This is a genomic window from Streptomyces sp. NPDC107562 (genome assembly GCF_055657325.1).
On the sequence record NZ_JBVKBE010000024.1, the window covers coordinates 17,241 to 33,333 of the forward strand.

A 16,093-nucleotide genomic window follows, 5' to 3' on the forward strand; every position below is an offset into this window, starting at 1 on the left:
CGTCATCGGTACCCTCTGCCACTGCCCTCTAACGTCGCCCTCCCAGGACTGAGCAAGCACGAGCGCGACGGCCGTACCCGGGGCGGCGGCCTCGATCAGGTCACGGATCTCGCCAGCCATGATCTCGTCATCACCGGCCGTCACTTCAGGCGCGCGTCGCCCCCCTGGGCGGTCACGGCCTGTCATCTCGTCGGGGCGAGCGGCCCGGCCGGAACGCCTCTTTTCGCAGCATCGACCCTGCCTCGGTGAAGGTCACGCGCGAGAACGTCAGGGGCGCGCCACGGTGGGCCGCGGCCTCCGCTACGCGGGGGTAGGTGGAAGGCTTGGGGCATGGCCCGACGACCATGGCTGGACTGGCGCGGTTCCTGGCGGCCGGGTTACGCACCCGCCCTGGTCGTCATCCCGCTCGGGCTGATCGTCACGGTCTGTGTCGTGGACGTGCTGGCTCCGCCCCACATCCACCTCGGTCCCCTGCTGGTGGCGGCCCCCGCCATCACGGTGGCGTTCGCCGGCGCCCGCGTCACGGCCCTGATGGGCGCGCTGGCGGTGGCGGCCCAGGTGCTGATCGGTGTCCTCAGAGGGGTCCTGACCACTGCGAACATCCAGGCCCAGATCGCCGCGCTGATCGTCGTCTCCAGCGTCTGCGTCGTCGTCTGCGTCCTGCGGGACCGGCGCGAGCGACAGCTGCACCTTGTGCGGTCCGTGGCCGAGGCGGCGCAGAGCGTCCTGCTGCGGCCGCTGCCCGCGCGCGCCGGGCCACTGCGGATCGCGGGCCTGTACCTCCCCGCCGAGGAGGAGGCCGAGCTGGGCGGAGACCTGTACGCGGCCGCACGCACCGCCCACCACAGCACGCGGCTCCTCATCGGCGACGTGCGCGGCAACGGCCTGGCGGCGATCGACCACGCCGCCCTGCTGCTGGGCGCGTTCCGCGCCGCCGCGCACCGTCAGGCCCCGCTGCCGCGTCTCGCCGTCCACCTGGACGGCGCGTTCCGCTGGGACAGCAGCCAGTGGCGTGCGCAGACGGCGGAGGACACCGACGAGGACTTCGCCACCGCGCTCCTGCTCGACATCCCCGACGAGGAACCGGTCGTCCACCTCATCTCCTGCGGCCACCCCCCGCCGCTCCGGCTCCGGGGGAATCGGCTCACCGCCCTCACCGGCGAGGAGAGCAACCTTCCGATCGGGCTCGGTGGGGCCTTCGGGGCCACCTCCTACGCCGTGCAGACCTTCCCCTTCGAGGCCGGAGACCTGCTCCTCCTCCACACCGACGGTGTCATCGAGGCGCGCAACGCCGACGGCGTCTTCTACCCGTTCACCGAACGGCTGGGGGAGTGGACCACCGAGGACCCCGACGAACTGCTGCGCCGTCTCCAGCACGACCTGCTGGCCCACGTCCACGGCCACCTCGACGACGACGCGGCCGTGGTCGCGATCCGCCGCCTGGCGGTCGCCGGGCAGGACTCGGCGCCAGCCCACGGACGGGTCGGCTGACGGCCACGGAGTCCTCTGCGGCCGGGAGGGTCGCCTGTCACCGCAGTTGGCCGAATGCCAGGTCGGCGTCGGCGAGTGCCTCGGGGTGGACGTCGTGGGCGGTTCGACCGTCGGCGATCCTCTGCCAGTTGGTCCGGGCGAGCACCCGCTGGACCGCGAGTACCTGGGCGGCTCGCAGGCGGGCCTGGATGCCTTCGCCGAGAGCGTCCGCCAGTGCCTCCTCGTCCTCGAGGCGGTACCGCGTGAGCCGTCCCGCCAGGCTCGGTGTGGTGAACACCAGCCGATGGAACGCCACCACCTCGGGGTGATCATTGAGGCCGGTGACGGGGTCGTACCGATCGAGGCCGGCCCTGAAGTGCCGGTGCAGCGCCGTCACCGGCGCGATGCCGGGCCCGCGGTCCCGCACGACGCGTGCCGCCTCGCCCTGATGGTCCGCGAACCGGTGCAGCACCAGGTCTTCCTTGGTGGGGAAGTACCGGAAGAGGGTCGGCTTGGAGATCTCGGCCGCCGCGGCGACGTCGTTGACCGAGACACGGTCGAAACCGTGCTCCAGGAACAGCGAGACGGCCGCGTCGCTGATGGCGTCGCGCGTCCGCTCCTTCTTGCGGGCCCGCAGTCCCGTCGGCTCGCTCATCTGACCACAGTAACATTCGTAACCGAGTTGCTTTTTTAACCGAGTAACGTTTCCATGGGTGGCGTGAACAAGAAAGACATTCCTCCTGTGCTCGTCACCGGGGCGACGGGCCGGATCGGCCGCCTCGTCACCGGGCGGCTCCTTGACGCGGGCGTGCCGGTCCGTGCCCTCACCCGTCGCTCCGAGGCGGTGGCGGCGCTGCCGGCGAAGGTCGAGGTCTTCACCGGCGACCTCACCGTGCCCGAGTCGCTCGACCCGGCATTGCGAGGCGTCGATGCGGTCTTCCTCGTCTGGACCGCCCCGCCGCGGACCGCCGCGGCCGTCGTCGAGCGGCTGGCAGCCCACGTGCGGCACGTCGTCCTCCTCTCCTCCCCGCACCGGACGCCGCACCCCTTGTTCCAGCAGCCGAACCCCATGGCGGCGCTGCATGCCGACATCGAGCGGCTCATCGCGGCCACCGGACTCAAGTCGACGGTCATCAGACCCGGGATGCTCGCGTCGAACGCGCTGGCCTGGTGGGCACCCGCGATCCGGGCTCGCGAAGTAGTCCGGTGGCCTTACGGCGCTGCCGAGACGGCACCGGTCGACGACCGGGACGTCGCAGCCGTCGCGGCGCGGATGCTCTGTCAGGACGGACATGCCGCAGGCGACTACGTGCTGACGGGCCCTGAGTCGCTGACCCAGGCCGCGCAGGTGGGCGTCATCGGAGACGCCCTGGGGCGCCGGATCGCATTCGAGGAGATGGCGCCGGACGAGTTCCAAAGCCTTGCGGAGGGCGCGGCGCCCAGGTCGGTCGTCGACATGCTGCTCGCCGCGTGGCGCGCGGCGGTCGGACAGCCCGCATACCTCACCACCGCGGTGGCCGACATCCTCGGGACGGCGCCGCGGACGTTTCACCAGTGGGCCGCCGACCACGCCGCCGCGTTCACGGAGGGGTCGTAACGCGCGGACCGTGCTCCGAGTACGTTCCCTCGGGGGCGCCCGCTCAGACCGGATAGGCGTGTGTCTGTGCCGCCTTCACCGTCGCCCAGACCTCCGCGCCCGGCCGCAGGTCGAGTTCCGCGGCGGCGACCGCGGTCAGGTCGGCGGCGAGGGGGAGTTCGCCGCCGAGGACGGCGCGGATCTGGTCGCCGTGGGTCTCCATGCCGCCGACTTCGCAGCGCCAGAGGTTGCGGGCGCTGGAGCCGGTCGGGCGGTCGCGGAAGAGGGTGACCGCGCTGGGAGGGAAGGCGACGTAGACCGGTCCGGTCAGGGCCTCCGTGGTGGTCACGGGCGGGCCCGCGTCGAGACGGACGGTGTGGCCGTCGGCCTCGCCCCGGTAGAGGTTCAGGCCGACCAACTGGGCGATGTAGTCGGTCCGGGGATGCCGGGCGATGTCGGCCGGGCCGCCCTCCTGGACGATCCGGCCGTCCTCGACGACGACCAGCCGGTCCGCCAGCACCATCGCGTCCAGCGGATCGTGCGTCACAAGGACCGCGACGGCCTCGAACTCCACCAGGTGCCGCCTCAGTTGAGCGCGGACCTCCAGGCGGGTACGGGCGTCCAGCGCCGCCAGCGGCTCGTCGAGGAGCAGCAGGCGTGGGCGGGTGGCCAGCGCGCGGGCCAGGGCGACGCGCTGGGCCTGGCCGCCGGACAGTCTGCGCGGTTTGGCGCCGACGTGCTCCGCGAGGCCCAGACGGTCGAGCCACTCGGCAGCCCACGCGCGGGCCTCCGCCTTGGTGGCGCCCTGGCAGCGAGGGCCGAAGGCCACGTTGTCCAGTGCGGTGAGGTGGGGGAAGAGGAGGTAGTCCTGGAAGACGACGCCGACGGGCCGGGACTCGGGCGGGGTGCGCTCCAACGCCACCCCGTCCAGGCGCAGATGGCCGCCGCTGAGCGGCGTCAGCCCCGCGAGCGCGCGCAGGGCCGTGGTCTTTCCGGCGCCGTTCGGGCCGAGCAGGGCGACCACCTCGCCGGGCGCGACGCTCAGCGCCACGTCGAGGCGGAACGTACCGCGCTCGACGACGAGGCGGGCATCCAGCCCGTCCTCGGAGACTTCGGTGCGGACCTCGCGAACGACGTCGTGGATCCCCGTCATCCCGCTGCCACCCATCGGTCGCGCAGCGCGGCCAGCACCGTGATGGACACGGCCAGCAGGACCAGACTGAGGGCGATGGCGGCCTCCGGGTCGCTCTGCAGGGCCAGGTACACGGCCAGCGGCATGGTCTGGGTCCGTCCGGGGAAGTTGCCGGCGAACGTGATGGTCGCGCCGAACTCGCCGAGCGCGCGCGCCCAGGCCAGGACCGCGCCGGCCGCGATGCCCGGAGCGATCAGGGGCAGCGTGACGCGGCGGAAGGCGGTGAAGCGGGAGGCACCCAGCGTGGCGGCCGCCTCCTCGTAGCGCGGATCGGCGGCACGCAGGGTGCCCTCGACGCTGATGACGAGGAACGGCATGGCCACGAACGCCTCCGCGACCACGACCCCCGTCGTGGTGAACGGCAACGTGATCCCGAACCACGCGTCCAGCCACCTCCCGACGACGCCGTTGCGGCCGAGCGCCATCAGCAGCGCCACACCGCCGACCACCGGCGGCAGGACGAGAGGGAGTGTGACGAGCGCCCGCACCAGCCCCCGGCCGGGGAACTCGACGCGGGCCAGCAGCCAGGCGAGCGGCACACCGAGGACCAGGCTCACCGCGGTGGCGGCGGTGGCGCAGACCAGGGACAGCCGCAGTGCCTGCCAGACCTCGGCGCTGGTCAGCAGCTCGGGCAGGCTGTGCCACGGCGTCCGGACCAGCAGGGCGATCAGCGGCACGACCAGGAAGGCCAGGCCGATCAGCGCGGGCAGCAGGAGAGGCAGCGGCACGCCGCGACCCTCACCCGTCCGGGCCCGCCGAGGCCGCGGCCCGCCCCGCGGGGTGCCGGTCGCGGCATCGGTCCTGTCGGTCGGGGTCACGGCTCGAGGAACCCGGCCTCGGTCAGCACCCGCCGGCCCTCGGGGGACTGCACGAGCGCGATGAACGCCTTCGCGGCGGCGGCGTTGGGGGCGTCCTCGAGCAGGGCGATGGGGTAGTCGTTGACGGCGTCGGCGGACTCGGGGAATTCCACGCCCTCCACCTTGTCACCGGCCGCCTGCACATCGGTCTTGTAGACGACCGCCGCGTCCGCCTCCTTCAGCACCACCTTGTTCAGGGCGGACTTGACGTCCTCCTCGTAGGAGACCGGCGTCAGCTTCAGCTTGCTCGCGTCGAGCGCCTTCTGCGCGGCGGCGCCGCACGGCACCGCCTCGTCGCACAGCACGACCTTCAGGTCCGGGTTCGTGAGGTCCTTGAGGGAGCCGACTTTGTCGGGGTTGCCGGGCAGGGTCGCGATCTCCAGCTGGTTGCGCACGAAGGTCGCGGGGGTTCCGGCGGCGTCCCCGGCATCCGTGACGATCTTCATGGTCTTGGGGCTGGCGGAGGCGAACACGTCCGCCGGGGCTCCGCCGGTGATGCTCGCGGCCAGGGAGTCGCTGCCGCCGAAGCTGAAGGTGACCTTCGTGCCCGGGTGCTGCTGCTCGAACTGCTCGCCCAGCTTCTCGAAGCTCTCCTTCAGCGAGGCCGCGGCGAAGACGGTCACCGTGCCGGAGACCTGGTCCGCAGAAGAGGACGAGGCGGACGCGGAGGAGCCCGAGCCGGTCGAAGAGGAGTCGTCGGAGGACGAGCAGGCGCTCAGGGCCAGCAGCGCGGCGGCGCCTGCGCCGGCCCACTGCGGAATCCGGCGGTTCCGGCGCGCGGTACGGGTCATCACGAGTCCACTCCCTCTGGCCCTGACGGACACGATCACCTGCGGTCCTCCGTCCACCGGGCGCCCCCGGTCCGGTAGGTGGGCATGCGCTGACCATACTGCCGCAGATGCGAGGAGAAAGCCTACTGTGGCTTCGCATGAGCCGCCATAGTGATCGCCAGGGGTGGCATGTGCGTTTGTACGGCACGTGGGTCCGGGTACGGTCCTCAAGGAGGTGGTAGCCAGTGACTCAGGCCTGCACAGCCGCCGGCACGGCGGTGGGCGCGGCGGCGGAAGTCGTCCTCACCGGCGATCTGACGCGTCCGGCCCGCTTGACCGTGTCCGACCTGCTCACCTGGCCGCAGCACGAGGCCGAGGTCAGTTTCGAGTGCGCCACCAGCGGGATCCAGCATCACCGCTTCACCGGCCCCCTGCTGCACGACGTGCTCGCCGACTTCGGCCCCGGATTCGACCCCGCCCGCCGCAAGGACCGCTTGCGCTTCCTGATCGCGGTCTCCGGTTCGGACGGCCACCACGTCCTGCTGTCCTGGGCGGAGATCGACCCCGACTTCGGCCGTGCCCCCGTCCTGCTCGCGGCCACCGTCGACGACACCGCACTCGACGGCGCCGGTCCCCAACTCGTCCTGCCGCAGGACCGCTGCGGCGCCCGGCACATCAGCGGGATCAACGCCATACGCGTCGACGGCGGCTACACCTCGTGGGCGTGAGACCGGGCTGCCCCCCGCCCGGCAACGGGAGGGAGCGCCCGGTGAGTCGGGCCGAGCCGGCCGGTGTCCTGGTCGTCCAGCACCTCGCGCGGGAGGCCCCGTCCGCGATCGCCGCCGCACTGGAGGCTGCCGGACCGGGCGATCCGGCGCCGAAGTCGCCGTCGGCTCCTCCCCGGCCGCGCGGGCCCGCTACGCGGCCGGCACCCGCGAGATCCTGGAGTGCTGGTTCGCGGGCCGTCCGATCCGCGACGAGTACCTGATCGTCGACGGGGGCGCTCTCGCCGGAACCGGCGCGCACTCCTACTCGGTCACCACCTGAGTCACGGAGGCCACCGGCCGCCTCCTGCCCGCGAGTCGGTCGAAGTCTGCGTCGAGGGTTGACCGTCGCATACATCCGATGTTCACTGCCCGTGACGCGTTCATGACGTCGTCGAGCAGATCCGCACGCCGTGCCTGAGGGGCAATCATCGGATCAATCGCGCTCCACGTCACGCGGTGCACTCCAGCCCAGCATTCCGGAACCGGTCGGTACCACCAGGACCCGCAGGGAGGACATTCGATGGGACCGCTCAGACTGGTGCGGGCCGCGCTCGCGGCCGTCTCCATCATCGCCGTGACGGCGGTCGGCTTGTCGGCGCCCGCCGCGGCGGCGCCGACGGACGCCGCGTTCGACTCCGCCACCGGCACTCTGAACGTGGACCGTGCCGCGTACCTGTCCAAGCACGACCTCGTCTACAACCGGCCCACCACGAACCCCCTGCACGGGCTGACCGTGGGCAACGGCCGTACGGGCGCCATGGCCTGGCAGAGCAACGGGCTGTCGATGCAGGTCTCCGGCGTCGACACCTCACAGCAGACTGCATTCGGCGCGGGACTGCTCAACCTGTCCACGACCCCGGCCCTGGAGAGCGGCTACAGCACCTTCCAGCAGCGCCTGTCGCTCCACGACGGCACCCTGACCACAAAGTACGACGCCAATCGCACGGTGACGGTGATGGGCGTACCGAACTCCGAGGTCATGGGCGTGCACGTCGAGGACACCCGCCCCGGGGTCCTGGCCGTCAACCTCGATCTGAGCCTGTGGGACACCGGCCAACTCGGCAACAGCGGTGACGTGCCGGACCTCAACACCTGGAAGACGGTCTCGACGTACGCGGACGCCACCGGCGCCGGACTGAGCCGCGGGCAGTCCGACCCGCAGAACTTCGGCTACACCCTGGCGGCCACGGTGGAGGGAACGCCGTACACCGCGCGGGTCGTCGACGGCCGCACGGTCCGGCTGTCGATCACCCCGTCCTCCAGCTACACCATCTGGTTCACCGCGAGCAGCCGGCTCAACGCGCCCTCCCACGACTCGGTGGCCGAGGCGAAGCGTGCCCTGGCCTCGGCCAAGAGCCGTGGCTACAGCACGCAGCTCAACGCCTTCAAGTCCTGGTGGCACGACTTCTGGGGCAAGTCGTTCGTGCAGTACTCCGGACTGTCCGGGGACGCGGACTACCTGGAGAACATCTACTACCTGAGCACGTACATGATCGCCGCCGGGGGCTACGGGACCAATCCGTTCCACTTCATCAACGGCGTCTTCCGGGCCACACGGGACGAGACGAAGTGGAGCAACGCCTACTGGTTCTGGAACCAACGTGACGTCTACAACTCGTTCCTGGCCTCCAACCACGTCGACCTGCTTGCCGGCTTCAACCGCCTCTACAGCCGTAACTCGACGGCTCTGAAGGCCTATACGCGGACCCGTTACAACGTCGACGGGCTGTGGGTGCCGGAGACCATGGGCTGGGACGGCAACGCCCGGGGCACCGTCAACAGCGACTTCACCGACAACATCTGGTCGACGGGCACCGAGGCCGCGTACAACATGTACCTCCAGTACGCGTACACCGACGACTCCGCCTATCTGCGGAACACCGCGTACCCCTTCATGCGGGACGTGGTGAAGTTCTACGCCGCGAAGCTGTCCTACGACTCGGCGTCCGGCAAGTACTTCGTGGCGAGCTCGCACGCGCACGAGACGTACTGGAACGTGCCGAACGCGATCACCGACCTCGCGGCGATACGCACCCTCTTCCCCCTCACGATCAGCGCGTCCCAGTCCCTCGGCCTGGACGCCGGTCTGCGGCCGCAGTGGCAGCGGATCGTGGACAACCTGATCGCCTATCCCTCCACCGCGGACGTCTACCTGCCGCACACCCCACCGCTCGCCCAGACCCGCAACGGGGAGAACGTGGCGTCCGAGATCATCTGGCCCTACGACCGCACCGGCATCGGCTACCCGGACCAGCAGAAGGCCGTCAACACCTTCAACGCACGCCCCTTCCCCTACGGCAACGTCTGGGCCAACGACGCCGTGCAGGCCGCCCGGCTGGGTCTGGGCGACCAGGCGTACCAGGGCATGAAGACGATGCTGCGGAAGTACCAGAGCTATCCCAACGGGATGACCGACAACACCAACGGCGTCTTCGAATACCTCGGCGTCCACCTCGCCGCCCTGAACGAGTCGCTGCTGCAGTCCTACAACGACAAGATCCGGGTCTTCCCCGCCGCGCCGAGCGACGCGTCGTTCGTCGGACGGTTCACCTTGCTGGCCAAGGGCGGCTTCACCGTCAGTTCGGAGCGCGAGGCCGGCGAGGTGAAGTACATCGGCCTCAAGAGCCTGTACGGCAAGAGCACACGGGTCGTGAACCCGTGGGGGAGCCAGGAACTCCGGGTCCGGGACGTCACCCGCGGCACGACCGTGCTGACGACGAGCGCCGCGGAGTTCGACCTGCCCACGACCGCTGGAAGCGTCTACGTGGTGGAGCGCACGGCCAAGCCGCTGTCCTCCTACAGCCAGGTCAGGCTCACGGGCTCCGCCAACCAGGGCGAGAAGGCACTGAGCGGCACCAGCTCCACCCTGGGCATGGCACGGACGCCCAACCCCATGGTCAACAACACCCAGTTGACCTATGACGCGAACTGGCACCTGACGAACGGGCGGGGTTACGGCGACTACAACGACGACACCCACCACAGCACCACGCCGAACGCCGCGGCCAGTTACACCTTCACCGGGACGGGGGTCGCCTATCTCTCGGAACGCAACGGCGACATGGGACCCGTCGACGTGTACCTCGACGGCGTACTCCAGGCGACGGTGGACCTGCGGGTCTCCGGCCCGCGCCAGGTGCAGCAGACGGTCTGGCAACGCGGCGGGCTGACGCGGGGAACGCACACCCTACGCATCGTCAACCGCAGCACCTCGGTGGGGATGGTGGACGCCCTGCGCATCACACCGTAGGTCCGCGGTGTCCCGGGCGCCGGTGGGCAGCGCCACCGTCGTGGTGACACGTACGACGCAGGGCCTGCGGGGGGTCGAGCCGAAACCGAAACGCACGGGGGGTTCCACCCGGGCGAGCCGGCCGAGGTCCTCGCCCTCGTAGGTGGCGGCGGCGTCGGTGATCCTGTGCAGGTCCCGCGCGCCGTACCACTCGCGCCGGCCGTCGCGGGCGCTGCCGCGGGTACGCAGGCCCAGCAGCCGGGCAGGCGGCGCCATGACCGCGGCCCAGGCCGGACGGGCGGCGAGGGCCGCGGGCACCGCGCCGAGCAGGTGCCCGAGGGGGCCGCGGCGGCCGGTGCCGAAACGCAGAGTCAGCGCCGCCGCGGCCACGCTCCACTCGGCCCCGGTGACGCGCACCCGGACCGGGGCCACCTGGACGTCGTCGAAGACGTAGGTCGCGGCGACGAACCGCGCGACGTCCGGGGAGGGCGCCAGCAGGATCCGGTGCCCGTCCGGCCGTTCGATCATGACGTCGCTGAACGACCCGAAGGGGGAACCGGGCCAGTGGCCGAGGACGATCCGGGTGCCGGACGAGGTCCCGAGGCCCGCGATCCAGCCGTCGAAGCGCAGTCGGACCCGTCGTGCTGGCACCGCCCTCGGGCGGACCGGAGTGCGAGCGCCGTCGTCCATGCCTCACCTCCAGGCATGCCGAGTACCCGCGGTCAGTAGTTCTGCCACTCGTGCCGCGAGTACTCGAGCACCGCGGGATCCATCAGGGTGCTCGCCCGGACGTCCTGGGGGCGGCGGTCGACCGGGAAGACGGAGGCGGCCGCCAGCACGGCGTCGTCCAGGAACCGCAGCCGAGGGGTGTCCTCGGCCAGCTCCAGCGCGGGCGCCGGCCCCGCGGTGCCGGGGGTGGCGAGGACGAACCCCCAGTTGCCGAAACTGGGGACGTCGACCTGGTACTCGGTGGTGCGGTACCCGGCCTTCTCGACGGTGGCCGCGATGGACCAGTACGACTTGGGGGCGAAGAACGGGGAGCCGCCCTGCACCACCACCCGGCTGTCGGGCTTCAGCGTGTGCCGGAGCAGGTGGTAGAACTCGACGCTGTAGAGCTTGGCCAGCGCGGCGGTGTCCGGGTCCGGGAAGTCGATGATCACCGCGTCGTGGCGCCGGCCCGCGTCCCGCAGCCAGTTGAAGGCGTCGGCGTGGACGACGTGGACCCGGGGGTCGCCGAACGCGTCCCCGTTGAGCTCGGACAGCGGCCCGAAGGTACGGGCGAGCCGCGTCATCGCCGGGTCGAGGTCGACCAGCGTGACCTCCTCGACGTCCTCGTAGCGCAGCACCTCGCGCAGGGCGAGGCCGTCGCCGCCGCCCAGGATCAGCACCGAGGAGCGCTCGCCCGACAGCGCCGGATGCACGAGCGCCTCGTGATAGCGGTACTCGTCCACGGACGAGAACTGGAGGTCCCCGTTGAGGAACAGCCGGGTGTCCGCACGGCCGGTGAACGCGGTGGACCGGGTGATGACGATGTCCTGGTACGGAGTCGTCTCGGCGTGGATGATCGGGTCCCGGTACAGCTGCTGGCGTGCCGTCACCTCGATGTCGTCGGCCAGTACGTAGACCGTGCCGAGCACGGCGAGCACGGCCGCCGCCCCGGCCAGGAGCGACAGGCGCACGGCGCGTCTGGTCTCCCGTCGGAAGATCCACAGCACGACCACGACCCCGGCCACGGCATTGACCGCGCCCACCACCAGGGCCCCCCGGAGCTGCCCGAAGGTGGGCAGGAGCAGCAGCGGGAAGCACAGCCCGCCGACGAGCGCCCCCACGTAGTCCGCGGCGAACATGTCGGCGACCGCGCTGCCCGCCTCCTGCCGTCTGATCCGCTGGAGCAGCGTCATCAGCAGCGGGATCTCCGCCCCGATGAGCAGTCCGACGACGAACGACACGGCGACCATGGCCGGCATGTAGATGCGCAGCCAGGCGAACGTGACGTAGAGGATCAGCACGGACAGGCCGCCGACGAGTGCCAGCGCGCCCTCCAGCAGCGCGAAGGCGCCGACCGCGCGCCGCTGCATCGGCTTGGCGGCCAGGGAGCCGATCCCCATGGCGAAGACCATGACGGAGATGACCACGGAGGTCTGCGTCACGGAGTTGCCGATGAGGTAGCTGCCCAGCGCGGTCAGCGCCAGTTCGTAGACCAGACCGCAGGCGGCACAGACGAACACCGCGAGCAGGAGCAGGAAACGCGCCGCCCGCGAGTGTCCCGCGGGCGGAGGTGCGACGGCCGGATCGGCGCGATCCAGGGTGGTACTCACGGTGCCGGATTCAGGAGACCGCTGCGCCGACCATGAAGGCCGTACCGATGTACATGGCCGTCTGGACCCAGGCGGCGGGATGCGGGCGCCCGTCCTGGTCGTCCAGGAGGGTGTGGCCGAGGCGGCCCGGTGTCAGCAGTCCGACCACGCACGCGATCAGGGTCATCACGACGACACCGGCCAGGCCGTACAGCAGGGTGCTGAACAGGCCGTGGCCGAGGCCCTGTTCGGACTCGCTGGCCCGGATGGACTGGTCGATGACGAGACCGATCGCGACCGTCTGGCCGGCGAGGAGGACGGCCGCTCCCCGGTTGCGCTCGGTCCACACCACATGGACCAGCTTGCCGGGGGTGACGAGGTCGAGGGCGATGAACCCGATCGCCATCACCACGAAACCGACCAGACCGTAGAGCAGGGCAGTGCCTGCGGACTCGAAGATCTCTGCCACGGGGTGCCTTTCGGGGACTTCGGAGGGGTGTGGTGCGGTGGCTTGTGGTGCGTGCGTGCGCGCGTGACGGCGGCCGGTGCGGCCCTACTTGCCGGAGCCGGGGCCTCCGCCGCGGAACGAGTCGCTGTCGGGATTCGGCCACACCGAGCCCAGGTGTGTCCGCCAGCGGTGGTAGCCGCTGCGGTAGTCGTCCATCTCGATCCGGCTGCCGCCCCGGTAGGGGCTGACCGCGACGATGTCGTCCCGGTAGCGCAGGAAGACCATGGAGCCGCTGGTGGTGCGGTCCTGGGCCGAGGTGTGCTTGTCTATCTCGCTCGCCACGGTGGTCGCCGGGTCGGTCCGGTCGAGGTAACCCCCGCCGCCCGCCCGGTACTCCTTGCGTATCCAGCTCGACGGAACGGCGTTGCCGCCGGATCCGCCGCCGGATCCGTCGTCGGAACAGGCGGCGAGCGCCGCGGTGGCGAGGATCAGGACGCCGAGGCGTCGCGCGGTCTTCAACGGACCTCCAGCCGGGTGTGCGTCGCCACGATCGTGCGGCTCTGCGGATACGTGTGCCAGGTACGCCAGGTCGGTCCGGTGCCGCGCCATTCGACGGTCAGCGCGGTGACCGCCTCCGGGGAGCCGGGGAAGATCCCGCACAGCGCGTGCGGGTGTGCCTCCGCCCGGCCGCGGATGTCGGCCACCCGCGCGCCGAACTCGCGCTCGGGAAGGCGCAGTACGCGGGCGCCGAAGCGGTAGTTCCAGCCGTCCGCCTCGTGATCCGCCGCCTCCGGCAGGCCCCCCTCGACGCCGGGCAGACAGGCCACGGTCTCCCGGACCGGCCCCGCGAAGACCTGGTGCGAGGCCCCGAGGAGCCTGAGCTGTACGTCGAGTCCCCCCACCGTCAGATCCCGCACCGCGAGCGCGGGGCAGGGGGGATGGCCGAGGGCGAACGACAACTGGTCGGCGTCGGTGTCGAGATACGGCGCGGCCAGGGCTATGCCGCTCATCCGGCACGGTCCTGGCACTCGCACCACGCGCCCGCGACCGAGCGCGCACACCGCAAACTCACCGAAGATCCCCCGACTTGGACCATGCAGAATGCCGCCGAGTATGACACACGCGGAACAGGCCGCGAGGTGACGGGTCCGCCGCAGGGCGTGGTGGCAGACGGCACGGACATGGGTTTCGTACGGGTCGCCGAAGGTGTCACGGGGGGCCGGGGAGGGGCATCCGACCCCGAGCCGCACTGCGGCGAGGTGTCCTGCCCCGTATGTTGAGGCCATGTACGCGACGAGGGTCTCGGGTCGGGTCGACGCCTCGCGCGCGCAGGTGTACCGGGCGCTCGTGGACGGGCGGGCCGTCGCCCGGTGGCGGGTGCCGGACGGGATGCGCGGCCGGGTGCACGAGTTCGAGGCCCGGGAGGGCGGCCGGTTCCGGGTGTCGCTCACGTACGAGATGCCGGACGGGACCGGCAAGACGGAGGCGCACACGGACACCTACCACGGTCACTTCGCCCGGCTCGTGCCGGACGAACAGGTGGTGGAGGTCCTGGAGTTCGAGACGGCCGATCCGGCCCTGCGCGGTGTCATGACGCTGACCACCACGCTCACCGACGCCGACGGCGGCACCGAGGTCCTCGTCGTGCACGAGGGCATCCCCGACGCCGTGCCGGCCGCGGACAACGAGACCGGCACGCGGATGGCGCTGGCGAAGCTCGCCGCGCTCGTGGAGTCGGGCGGGCTTCGCCCGGACTGACGGGCCCGCCGTGGCGGGCCGCCGGTCTCAGCGTGCGCCTGTCCAGTTGTGCGCCACGTCCACCACGACGCGGTCGCTCAGCACGAGCACCCGGAAGGGCAGCCGCGCCCGCAGTCCGAGGCCGATCTGGGTGTCGCCCTCGAAGCTGCCGCCGAACCGGGCGTCCCGGAAGGTGCGGTAGCCGGTGAGGTCCACGCCCGGCAGCGGGCGGCCCGCGCGGGCCGGGTACGTCGGGGCGCCGGTCTCGGGGTCGTACGCGGGTGCGGTGACCCGCACCTCGAGGATCGCGCCGCCGCCCACCGGTATGACGGTGCCCGAACCGTCCTGGTGCAGCCGGTCGACGTAGCCCACCCAGTAGCCGAGCCCGCTGGTGCCGGCGCCGGGGACGTCGACGACCATCCGGTCGTAGCACGCCTGACGGCCGGTCCTGACGTTCGTGACCGACTCGGTCGTTCCCGCGGTACGGGACTCGACCGTGCTGCCCCAGCCGGTCGGGCACGCCGTCGTCGCCGCGCGGGCCGCCGGGGCGGCCTGTGCCGGGGTGACCGCCACCGCGGACGTCGCGCCCACCAGCGCGAGCGTCACCCACACCGTCCCCTTCGTCGTCCTGTTCACAGTCCCTTTTCGCGCCATTGCATCCCCCAACGTCTGCATGTTGCCGATATCTCCTATGACACCCGGGACCCCGGGAAGGTTGCACCCGGCGATCACGCAGTGTCACCCGTCGGCGTCGGGCCGCGTCCGCGGGCATGCGAAGGCCCCCGAGACGGCCCGCGCGCGTCGTACGGCGGGCCACCTCGGGGGCTTGGTCGGCAGGGGTCAGGAGGGGCCGGGCGTGACGCGCCCGCGCCAGCCTCCGCTCTCGCCGCCGCGGTGCTCGATGTACTCCTTGAAACGCCGCATGTCGCCCTTCACACGCCGGTCGATGACACCGGCCATGTCCGCGGTCTTCTCCGCGACACCCGTGGGCTCGACGTCCATGACCAGTTCGACGCGCGTGTGCGAGTCGTCCAGGCGCTGGAAACGGACGGTGCCCTTCTGGTGGGTGTCACCCGACGTCGTGCGCCAGGTGATCCGCTCGTCGGCGAGCTGGTCGACGATCTCGGTGTCGAACTCCCTGCGTACGCCGCCGATCTTGGTGATCCAGTGGTTGTGGGTGTCGTCGAGCTGCCTGATCTCCTCGACGCCCTCCATGAACTGGGGGAACTCCTCGAACTGCGTCCACTGGTTGTAGGCGGTGTGCAGGGGGACCTCGACCTCGACTGCTTCCTTGACGGTGCTCATGTCCGACCTCCTTGGCGATCGTGTGCGGCAGGCCGCGGGCCTGCCGTGCGGATCTCGGCACGTGCGGCGAGTACCCGATCAGGGCGGGTTAACAGCACCCTCCCGGACATCGCGGCGCGGGCCGGACGTCAGAACGGCATACGGCCGCGTGCCCGGCGGCCCGCCGATCCACTGCGGCCGAGCGCCCGGGAGCTGGACTGGAACGGCTTGCTGAACAGCCGCCCCAGCACGCCCGGCGCCTTCGAACCGGCGCGCGACCCGAAGCCGAGGGTGCGCTGAGCGCCGTTCTGGGGATGCCTGGACAGGCGGGGGAGCAGGAATGCGAGGACGGCGAGCACCACGCAGGCGACGACGATGCCGGCGATCATCATGAGGATCTCCCAGGTCACGGTTGTGCGGTCCACGATCGCGTTCCCCGAACCGTCCTGAACACGCACCCTGTGTG

Annotated in this window: 17 protein-coding genes and 1 pseudogene; 6 read left to right on the forward strand and 12 right to left on the reverse strand. The window is 71.3% G+C overall.

Annotated features, from left to right (window positions below; genetic code table 11):
* Nucleotides 1-330 precede the first annotated feature (330 nt).
* Nucleotides 331-1,491, forward strand: a complete 1,161-nt coding sequence (locus ACZ7LV_RS37535) for a PP2C family protein-serine/threonine phosphatase (protein ID WP_471945847.1) — start codon at nt 331-333, stop codon at nt 1,489-1,491.
* Between the two features lie 37 nt (nt 1,492-1,528).
* Here ACZ7LV_RS37535 and ACZ7LV_RS37540 read toward each other — a convergent pair whose 3' ends face one another.
* Complete coding sequence (locus ACZ7LV_RS37540) at nt 1,529-2,125, reverse strand: TetR/AcrR family transcriptional regulator (protein WP_471945848.1); 597 nt, start codon at nt 2,123-2,125, stop codon at nt 1,529-1,531.
* 54 nt (nt 2,126-2,179) lie between these two features.
* On the opposite strand from ACZ7LV_RS37540, the gene ACZ7LV_RS37545 reads away from it, so the two are divergent.
* A complete protein-coding gene (locus ACZ7LV_RS37545; RefSeq protein WP_471945849.1) occupies nt 2,180-3,067 on the forward strand; it encodes an NAD(P)H-binding protein in 888 nt (295 codons plus the stop codon).
* 43 nt (nt 3,068-3,110) lie between these two features.
* Here ACZ7LV_RS37545 and ACZ7LV_RS37550 read toward each other — a convergent pair whose 3' ends face one another.
* From ACZ7LV_RS37550 to modA, 3 genes are read right to left on the reverse strand one after another with little or no spacing between them, the layout of a single operon-like run.
* On the reverse strand, nt 3,111-4,199 hold the full coding sequence (locus tag ACZ7LV_RS37550; protein ID WP_471945850.1) for an ABC transporter ATP-binding protein: 1,089 nt from the start codon (nt 4,197-4,199) through the stop codon (nt 3,111-3,113).
* Entirely contained in the window at nt 4,196-5,056 is an 861-nt protein-coding gene (gene modB, locus ACZ7LV_RS37555) for a molybdate ABC transporter permease subunit (protein ID WP_471945851.1), read from the reverse strand. The genes ACZ7LV_RS37550 and modB overlap by 4 nt, the downstream gene beginning before the upstream one ends.
* Entirely contained in the window at nt 5,053-5,886 is an 834-nt protein-coding gene (gene modA, locus ACZ7LV_RS37560) for a molybdate ABC transporter substrate-binding protein (protein ID WP_471945852.1), read from the reverse strand. Before modA ends, modB begins: the two co-directional genes overlap by 4 nt.
* Before the next feature lie 224 nt (nt 5,887-6,110).
* On the opposite strand from modA, the gene ACZ7LV_RS37565 reads away from it, so the two are divergent.
* The 3 genes and pseudogenes from ACZ7LV_RS37565 (at nt 6,111) to ACZ7LV_RS37575 (ending at nt 9,882) form a co-directional block, all read left to right on the forward strand.
* Entirely contained in the window at nt 6,111-6,593 is a 483-nt protein-coding gene (locus ACZ7LV_RS37565) for a molybdopterin-dependent oxidoreductase (protein ID WP_471945853.1), read from the forward strand.
* A 163-nt stretch (nt 6,594-6,756) separates the two neighbouring features.
* Nucleotides 6,757-6,912: pseudogene (locus ACZ7LV_RS37570) on the forward strand (NAD-dependent formate dehydrogenase); the annotation flags it as partial.
* Between the two features lie 240 nt (nt 6,913-7,152).
* A complete protein-coding gene (locus ACZ7LV_RS37575; RefSeq protein WP_471945854.1) occupies nt 7,153-9,882 on the forward strand; it encodes a glycosyl hydrolase family 95 catalytic domain-containing protein in 2,730 nt (909 codons plus the stop codon).
* Here the strand turns inward: ACZ7LV_RS37575 and ACZ7LV_RS37580 are convergent.
* From ACZ7LV_RS37580 to ACZ7LV_RS37600, 5 genes are all read right to left on the reverse strand, one after another.
* Complete coding sequence (locus ACZ7LV_RS37580; RefSeq protein ID WP_471945855.1) at nt 9,820-10,551, reverse strand: hypothetical protein; 732 nt, start codon at nt 10,549-10,551, stop codon at nt 9,820-9,822. The two genes, ACZ7LV_RS37575 and ACZ7LV_RS37580, sit on opposite strands and share 63 nt — an antisense overlap.
* 32 nt (nt 10,552-10,583) lie before the next feature.
* Entirely contained in the window at nt 10,584-12,179 is a 1,596-nt protein-coding gene (locus tag ACZ7LV_RS37585) for a polyamine aminopropyltransferase (RefSeq protein ID WP_471945856.1), read from the reverse strand.
* Between the two features lie 10 nt (nt 12,180-12,189).
* Complete coding sequence (locus tag ACZ7LV_RS37590) at nt 12,190-12,627, reverse strand: DUF350 domain-containing protein (protein WP_471945857.1); 438 nt, start codon at nt 12,625-12,627, stop codon at nt 12,190-12,192.
* Nucleotides 12,628-12,711: 84 nt separating this feature from the next.
* Nucleotides 12,712-13,125, reverse strand: a complete 414-nt coding sequence (locus ACZ7LV_RS37595; RefSeq protein WP_471945858.1) for a DUF4247 domain-containing protein — start codon at nt 13,123-13,125, stop codon at nt 12,712-12,714.
* Entirely contained in the window at nt 13,122-13,616 is a 495-nt protein-coding gene (locus ACZ7LV_RS37600) for a DUF2617 family protein (RefSeq protein WP_471945859.1), read from the reverse strand. The genes ACZ7LV_RS37595 and ACZ7LV_RS37600 overlap by 4 nt, the downstream gene beginning before the upstream one ends.
* A 274-nt stretch (nt 13,617-13,890) precedes the next feature.
* Here ACZ7LV_RS37600 and ACZ7LV_RS37605 point away from each other — a divergent pair, with 274 nt between their 5' ends.
* Nucleotides 13,891-14,364 carry an SRPBCC domain-containing protein gene (locus ACZ7LV_RS37605; protein WP_471945860.1) on the forward strand — a complete coding sequence of 158 codons (474 nt, stop codon included), beginning with the start codon at nt 13,891-13,893 and terminating at the stop codon, nt 14,362-14,364.
* A 27-nt stretch (nt 14,365-14,391) separates the two neighbouring features.
* Here ACZ7LV_RS37605 and ACZ7LV_RS37610 read toward each other — a convergent pair whose 3' ends face one another.
* From ACZ7LV_RS37610 to ACZ7LV_RS37620, 3 genes are all read right to left on the reverse strand, one after another.
* A complete protein-coding gene (locus ACZ7LV_RS37610; protein WP_471945861.1) occupies nt 14,392-14,979 on the reverse strand; it encodes an AMIN-like domain-containing (lipo)protein in 588 nt (195 codons plus the stop codon).
* Nucleotides 14,980-15,183: 204 nt separating this feature from the next.
* On the reverse strand, nt 15,184-15,648 hold the full coding sequence (locus ACZ7LV_RS37615; RefSeq protein WP_471945862.1) for an SRPBCC family protein: 465 nt from the start codon (nt 15,646-15,648) through the stop codon (nt 15,184-15,186).
* Nucleotides 15,649-15,776: 128 nt separating this feature from the next.
* Nucleotides 15,777-16,019, reverse strand: a complete 243-nt coding sequence (locus ACZ7LV_RS37620) for a DUF6411 family protein (protein WP_401672328.1) — start codon at nt 16,017-16,019, stop codon at nt 15,777-15,779.
* Nucleotides 16,020-16,093: the final 74 nt, after the last annotated feature.